At 66.7% G+C, this 5928-nt stretch carries 6 protein-coding genes and 1 pseudogene; 2 read left to right on the top strand and 5 right to left on the bottom strand.

Annotated elements, in window-relative coordinates:
- From EN738_RS29495 to EN738_RS29475, 5 genes are all read right to left on the bottom strand, one after another.
- The coding region (locus EN738_RS29495; protein ID WP_145966967.1) for a methionine ABC transporter permease at positions 1–418 on the bottom strand (418 nt) is incomplete at its 3' end.
- Entirely contained in the window at positions 399–1490 is a 1092-nt protein-coding gene (locus EN738_RS29490) for a methionine ABC transporter ATP-binding protein (RefSeq protein WP_127286724.1), read from the bottom strand. The genes EN738_RS29490 and EN738_RS29495, both read right to left, overlap by 20 nt.
- A gap of 83 nt (positions 1491–1573) precedes the next feature.
- On the bottom strand, positions 1574–2425 hold the full coding sequence (locus EN738_RS29485) for a MetQ/NlpA family lipoprotein (RefSeq protein ID WP_127286723.1): 852 nt from the start codon (positions 2423–2425) through the stop codon (positions 1574–1576).
- Between the two features lie 224 nt (positions 2426–2649).
- A complete protein-coding gene (locus EN738_RS29480) occupies positions 2650–3339 on the bottom strand; it encodes an SDR family NAD(P)-dependent oxidoreductase (protein ID WP_127286722.1) in 690 nt (229 codons plus the stop codon).
- 173 nt (positions 3340–3512) lie between these two features.
- Positions 3513–4370, bottom strand: coding sequence for a MurR/RpiR family transcriptional regulator (locus tag EN738_RS29475; protein ID WP_127286721.1), 858 nt, complete (start codon positions 4368–4370; stop codon positions 3513–3515).
- Positions 4371–4507: 137 nt separating this feature from the next.
- On the opposite strand from EN738_RS29475, the gene murA reads away from it, so the two are divergent.
- Positions 4508–5764: a UDP-N-acetylglucosamine 1-carboxyvinyltransferase gene (gene murA, locus EN738_RS29470; protein WP_127286720.1), complete on the top strand. Its 1257-nt coding sequence runs from the start codon at positions 4508–4510 to the stop codon at positions 5762–5764.
- Positions 5761–5928 (top strand): annotated as a pseudogene (locus EN738_RS29465) (N-acetylglucosamine kinase); the annotation flags it as partial. The gene murA and the pseudogene EN738_RS29465, both read left to right, overlap by 4 nt.

Below are 5928 nucleotides of genomic sequence, written 5' to 3'. Positions count from 1 at the left end.
GCACCAGCACCTCGCGGATGATCGTCCAGCGGTTGCCGCCCATGGCGCGCGCCGCCTCGATCAGGCCGTGGTCCACCTCGCGCAGCGACACTTCGGCGATGCGCGCGTAGTAGGGCGTGGCGGCGATCGACAGCGGCACGATAGCCGCCCAGGTGCCGATCGAGGTGCCGACGATCAGCCGCGTGACCGGGATCAAGGCGACGAGCAGGATGATGAAGGGGACAGAGCGGAAGCCGTTGATGACCGCCGCGAGGGCGCGGTTCACCCACAGGCTTTCGGCGATGCCGCCGCGATCGGTGGCGACCAGCGCCAGGCCGAGCGGCAGGCCGAAGACCAGCGAGATGAGGCCGGAGGCTCCGGTCATCAGCACCGTTTCCCAGATCGAACGGAGGAGAAGCTCAAACAGAACCGGCGACATGGCCAAGCACCTCCACCCGCGCCTCGCGGGCCTCCAGGAACGCGATCAGATTCGGCAGTCGATCGGCATCGTTGCCGGGCACGGCGAGGAACAAAGTGCCGACAGGCTGCTGCTGGACATGATCGATACCGCCATGGACGAGGCGAAAAGGTCCCGGCACCGCAGTGGCGAGGTCCGACAGCAGCGGGCCGCGCGCGGCCTCGCCTGCGACATCGATCCTCAGGATCGTCTCGTCGCCGCCTGCCGGAACGAGCCGGCTGGCGATCTCATCAGGCAGTTGCGGCCGGATGCCGCCGAGCAGGCTCCTGGTGATCTCGGACCTCGGATCGGCGAAGACCGACCAGACCGGGCCTTCCTCGACGATCCGCCCGGCATCGATCACCGCGACGCGGTCGGCGATCGAGCGGATCACCTCCATCTCGTGGGTGATGAGCAGGATGGTGAGGCCGAGCCGCCGGTTGATGTCCTTGAGCAAAGCGAGGATCGAGCGCGTCGTCTCTGGGTCGAGCGCCGAGGTCGCCTCGTCGGACAACAACAGCGCGGGGCGCGCGGCGAGCGCCCGGGCGATGCCGACGCGCTGCTTCTGGCCGCCCGACAGCGCGGCCGGATAGGCTTTTGCTTTCTCCGACAGGCCGACGAGGTCGAGAAGTTCCGCCGCGCGCGCCAGACGCTCGGCCCTGGGCCGGCCCTCGATCTTGAGCGGCAGCGCCACATTGTCCTCGACGGTCTTGGCCGAGAGCAGATTAAAATGCTGGAAGATCATGCCGATGCGGCGGCGCAGCGGCTGCAAGTCGCGCTCGCCGAGGCGGCCGATCTCGCGGCCCTCGATGAACACCGCGCCGGCATCCGGGCGCTCCAGCCCGTTCAGGCAGCGGATCAGCGTCGACTTGCCGGCGCCGCTGCGGCCGATAATGCCCAATATCTCGCCCTTGCGCACCGTCAGCGAGACGCCGTCGAGCGCCGGCGTCGCACCGAAACGGCGCTTCAGGTCGACGAGGCGGACGACATCTTCCCGATCTGCCGGAGGGCTGTGCGCCGGATCGGCCACTTCGGCCGTGACATGCTGGTTCATCTTTGTTTCCGTTTCAGCGATCCGCAAACGCGATGGCGGCCCGCCGAACAGCGGGCCGCCTGCTGCTGCAAGCCAGGCGCCGATCAATAGGCGCTGATGCCGGTGCCCTTGTAGACCTTGTCGAATTCGGCCTTCACCGTTTCGTTCTGGTAGGACGCGACCAGCGTCTTCACCCAGGGTTCGTTCTCGCTGCCGACCTTGACGGCGATGAAGTTGCGGTAGGGATTGTCGGCCACCGGCTCCTGGGCAATGCGGTTGTCGGGACCGAGGCCGCTCTTCAACGCCCAGTCGGTGTTGACGACGGCGGCGTCGAGATCCTCGACCGAGCGGCCAACGATGCCGGCATCGAGTTCCTTGATGGCGACCTTCTTCGGGTTTTCCGAAATGTCGGCGGTGGTCGCCAGGATGCCGGTGCCGTCCTTCAGCTTGATCACGCCCTCGTTCTGCAGCACATGCAGGGCGCGGCCCTCGTTGGACGGATCGTTGGGCAGGCCGATGACGGCGCCTTCCGGCAGGTCGGCGACCTTGGTGTATTTCTTCGAATAGAGGCCGATCGGCCAGACGCCGGTATAGCCGACGGGGACGATGTGATAGCCTTGCGTCTTGATCTGGTTGTCGAGATAGGGCTTGTGCTGGAAGGCGTTGGCGTCGATCTCGCCGCGTTCCAGCGCCTCGTTCGGCTGGGTGTAGTCGTTGAAGACGACGGTCTCGATGGTGAGGCCTTTCTCGGCCGCCTGGGCGACGACGACACGCCAGACATCCTCGTCCTCGCCGCTGATAATGCCGACCTTGATCGCCTTCTTGTCCTCGGCGAAGGAGGGCGTCGGCGTTGTGAGGCCGACAACAGCAAGCGCCGAGGCAAGAAGCGCCGCAAGTCCGGCGCGCCTGGTGATTGACGTAACGAGAGTTTTTGAAGCGTTGCCGTGTCCGGACATGGTTCTTTCCTTGCGATCCCGAAATCGTTTCGGCTTGGCGGAATGCGAAGCCTTGATGACAGCATCGGCAATGCTGGGCGTCCGATCAAAGAACTGCTTTTCTTCTCAGGAACCGAGCAGGAAATATTCTCTCAAAGATTTCACGACAGCGAGCACGCCCGCCGGGTGCGGGTGAGCGGCGGGAGGCGCCGCCTGGAATCGGCGGCGCGGCCACGGTCGGGAAGTCAGAACGTCTCGACCCAGGGCCTGAGCTCCACCTCGAAGCTCCAGGCGCTGCGGTGCTGGCGGTGGACAGCGAGATAGGTCTCGGCGATCGCGTCCGGCGACAGGCGGCGATCCGGCTGGTCCGGCTCGGTCGCCTGTCCGGGCGGCTCGATCTGGCCGTCGATGATGCAATGCGCAACGTGGATGTTCTTTGGGCTGAGCTCGCGCGCCATCGACTGCGCCAGTCCGTGCAGGCCGAATTTCGGCATGGCGAAACCGGCCGATCCGGAGAAACCCTTGAGGCTGGCCGTAGCGCCGGTGAACAGGATCGAGCCGGAACCGCGCGCCAGCAGCCGCCGCGCCGCCTGCTGGCCGACGAGGAAGCCACCATAGGCGCCCACCAGCAGCGCCTGTTTCACCGCGTCCGGGTCGAGCTCGGCGATCGGTCCGCGCGTGCGTCCGCTGGCATTGAAGACGGCAAGCGCAAGAGGGCCCGCCTTGTCGGCGGCCTCGAACAGCCTGGCCACCGACGCAGCATCGGCGACGTCGGTCTCGACGGCCAGAGCGCCGGTTTCTTCGACCAGCGAGGCGAGCTTGCCGGTGTTGCGCGAGGCCAGCACCACCCGAAAGCCTTCCTTGGTCAGGAGACGCGCCAGCGAGGCGCTCAAGCCCTGCCCCGCCCCTGCGATCACCGCGACATCGGTTGCCATGTTGTCCTCCTTGCAAACGTCTTTCCGCCTGCAGCGTCGCGCCTTCGACGACAAGGGGCAAGAAGGCCTGCTCCGGTGCCTGCGTCAGGAGGACGTGGATACCAAAGGCCTGCCTCGCAAGAAGCTGGCATGCAAATCCGAACGGCCTGGCTCAACCCGGGTTGCACGACTTCCTAGGACCGTTCCGCCTTCAGCACCGAGACCGCCGCCTCGCTGTTGTGGATATGGTCGTTGGCGTCGGGCTGGCGCTGCACCAGCAGCAGGAACAGAAGGTCGGTCAGGGTCAGCTGCGCGTCGCGCGCGGTGATCGAGGAGGAACGCGCGCGCTCCTCGTCGGCGATGGTGTAGAGGCGGATGTTGGCGACGCGGCTCAGCGGATTGTCGTGCAGGCCGGTGACGGCAATCACCGTGGTGCCGCGCTTGCGGGCCAGCTCGGCGATGCGCAAGGTCTCGATGCTGGCGCCGGAATGGGAGAGCGCGAACAGCACGTCATCCGGCCCGAGCGTCGAGACATTGGCCATCTGGATGTGGCTGTCGCTGTCGTGCAGCACATTGCGGCCGAGCTTCATCAGCTTGTAGGAGAAATCGCGCGCCACCAGCGAGGAGGCGCCGACGCCGACCAGATGGATGCGGCGCGCGCGATCCAGCAGATCCAGCGCCCGGGAAAGGATCCGCTCGCTGTTGGCGGCTACAGTCTGCTGCATCGACAGAAGCTTGCTGCCGATCAGCTTCCTGAGGATGACCTGATGGCTGTCGCCGACCTCGATCGAACCGTGGATGACGCCGGCCGGCACCTGCCATTCCTGCGCCTTGGCCTCGCTGACGGCAAGCTTCAGATCCTGGTAGCTGGCATAGCCGAGCTTCTGGCTGAACTTGACGACGCTCGACTGGCTGCGGCCGATCTCGGCCGCGAGCGCCGCCGTCGACAGGCGCAGCATCTGGTCGGGATTGTCGACGATGTAGCGGCCGATCTCGCGATCGCCCCGCGCCATCGTCTCGAGCTTGGCCTCGATCTTCTTCAGGACGGACATCGAGTTCCCTTGCGCTGGTCACCAGCCGCCCATCGCGGCCGGCATGCCAAAACATGGAATAATTTATTCCAATTTCAATTGACAGCCAAGAATGGTCGATCGAGTGTCAATGGAAGCGGATCGAACCGGGAGTCGGCATGGACAAATTGCGGATCATCGGCGGAAAGCGGCTTGAAGGCGCGGTGACGATCTCGGGCGCCAAGAACGCGGCGCTGCCGCAGATCGCGGCGGCACTGCTCAGCCCCTATCCGCTGCAGCTGACCAACCTGCCTTCCGTCACCGACGTCGAGAACATGCTGGGCGTCGTCGGCCTGCACGGCGCCGTGGTCACCAGGTCCGCGCACGCGGCGACGATAGACGCCAGTGCCGCCGTTTCCGCGGAAACGTCCTATGATACGGTCAGAAAAATGCGCGCCACCGTGCTGGTGCTGGGGCCGCTGCTTGCCCGCTTCGGCCATGCCAGGGTGTCGCTGCCGGGCGGCTGCGCCATCGGTGCCCGGCCGGTCGACATGCATGTCGCGGCGCTCGCCGCGCTCGGCGCCGCAATCGGCATCGAAGGCGGATCGATCGTCGCCTCGGCGCCGAAGGGCCTCGCGGGCGCGCGCATCGTACTCAGCTCGCCCTCGGTCGGCGCGACCGAAACGGCGATGATGGCGGCGACGACGGCCAAGGGCGAGACGGAGATCCTCAACGCGGCGCGCGAGCCGGAAGTGGCGGACCTTGCCTCCTGCCTCAACGCCATGGGCGCGCGCATCGAGGGCGCCGGCACGCACCGCATCCTGATCGAGGGCGGCACCAGCTGGCGCGCCGCCACGCATGACATCATCCCCGATCGCATCGAGGCTGGCACCTATGCGGTCGCGGCGGCCATCACCGGCGGCCAGCTTGAGCTCACCCATGCCAGGTTGGAGCACATGGCATCGGTGGTGCAATTGCTGGAGGCCGCCGGGGTGAAAATCTGGCCAGGCGATCGTGGGCTGATCGTGTCGCGCGACGGACCGCTCAAGGCGGTCGACGTCACCACCGAGCCCTATCCGGGATTTCCGACCGACCTGCAGGCGCAGTTCATGGCGCTGATGTGCTGTGCCGACGGCGCCTCGCTGTTGCGCGAGACGATCTTCGAGAACCGTTTCATGCACGTGCCGGAGCTGACGCGGCTCGGCGCCAACATCAAGCTGCAGGGCACGACGGCGCTGGTGCGCGGCGGCGAAAAGCTGCGAGGCGCCCAGGTGATGGCGACGGATCTGCGCGCCTCGGTCTCCCTGGTGCTGGCGGCGCTGGTGTCGAAAGGCGAGACGATCATCAACCGCGTCTACCATCTCGACCGCGGCTATGAGCAGCTCGACCGCAAGCTGCGTCTCTGCGGCGCCGAGATCGAGCGGATCAGCAGATGAGCGCCGACGCGGGCTCGCCGCATTTCTTCCTCGGCGTCGACGGCGGCGGCACCGGCTGCCGGGCCCGCATCGAGGACGAGGCGGGAACCGTTCTCGGGCAAGGCCTGTCCGGCCCGGCGACGACGCGGCTCGGCATCGAGCCAGCCTGGGCCTCCGTCTCGCGG

It is taken from the genome of Mesorhizobium sp. M4B.F.Ca.ET.017.02.2.1 (assembly GCF_003998955.1).
GTDB classification, from domain to species: Bacteria; Pseudomonadota; Alphaproteobacteria; order Rhizobiales; family Rhizobiaceae; genus Mesorhizobium; species Mesorhizobium abyssinicae.
Note: the sequence above shows the minus strand (reverse complement) of the source record. Positions and strands in the feature narration are given on the sequence as shown.

Bases quoted from the DNA above. Each gene is read 5' to 3' on its own strand.
- EN738_RS29490 (WP_127286724.1), bottom strand. From the start codon at position 1,490: ATGAACCAGCATGTCACGGCCGAAGTGGCCGATCCGGCGCACAGCCCT.
- EN738_RS29485 (WP_127286723.1), bottom strand. From the start codon at position 2,425: ATGTCCGGACACGGCAACGCTTCAAAAACTCTCGTTACGTCAATCACC.
- EN738_RS29480 (WP_127286722.1), bottom strand. From the start codon at position 3,339: ATGGCAACCGATGTCGCGGTGATCGCAGGGGCGGGGCAGGGCTTGAGC.
- EN738_RS29475 (WP_127286721.1), bottom strand. From the start codon at position 4,370: ATGTCCGTCCTGAAGAAGATCGAGGCCAAGCTCGAGACGATGGCGCGG.
- murA (WP_127286720.1), top strand. From the start codon at position 4,508: ATGGACAAATTGCGGATCATCGGCGGAAAGCGGCTTGAAGGCGCGGTG.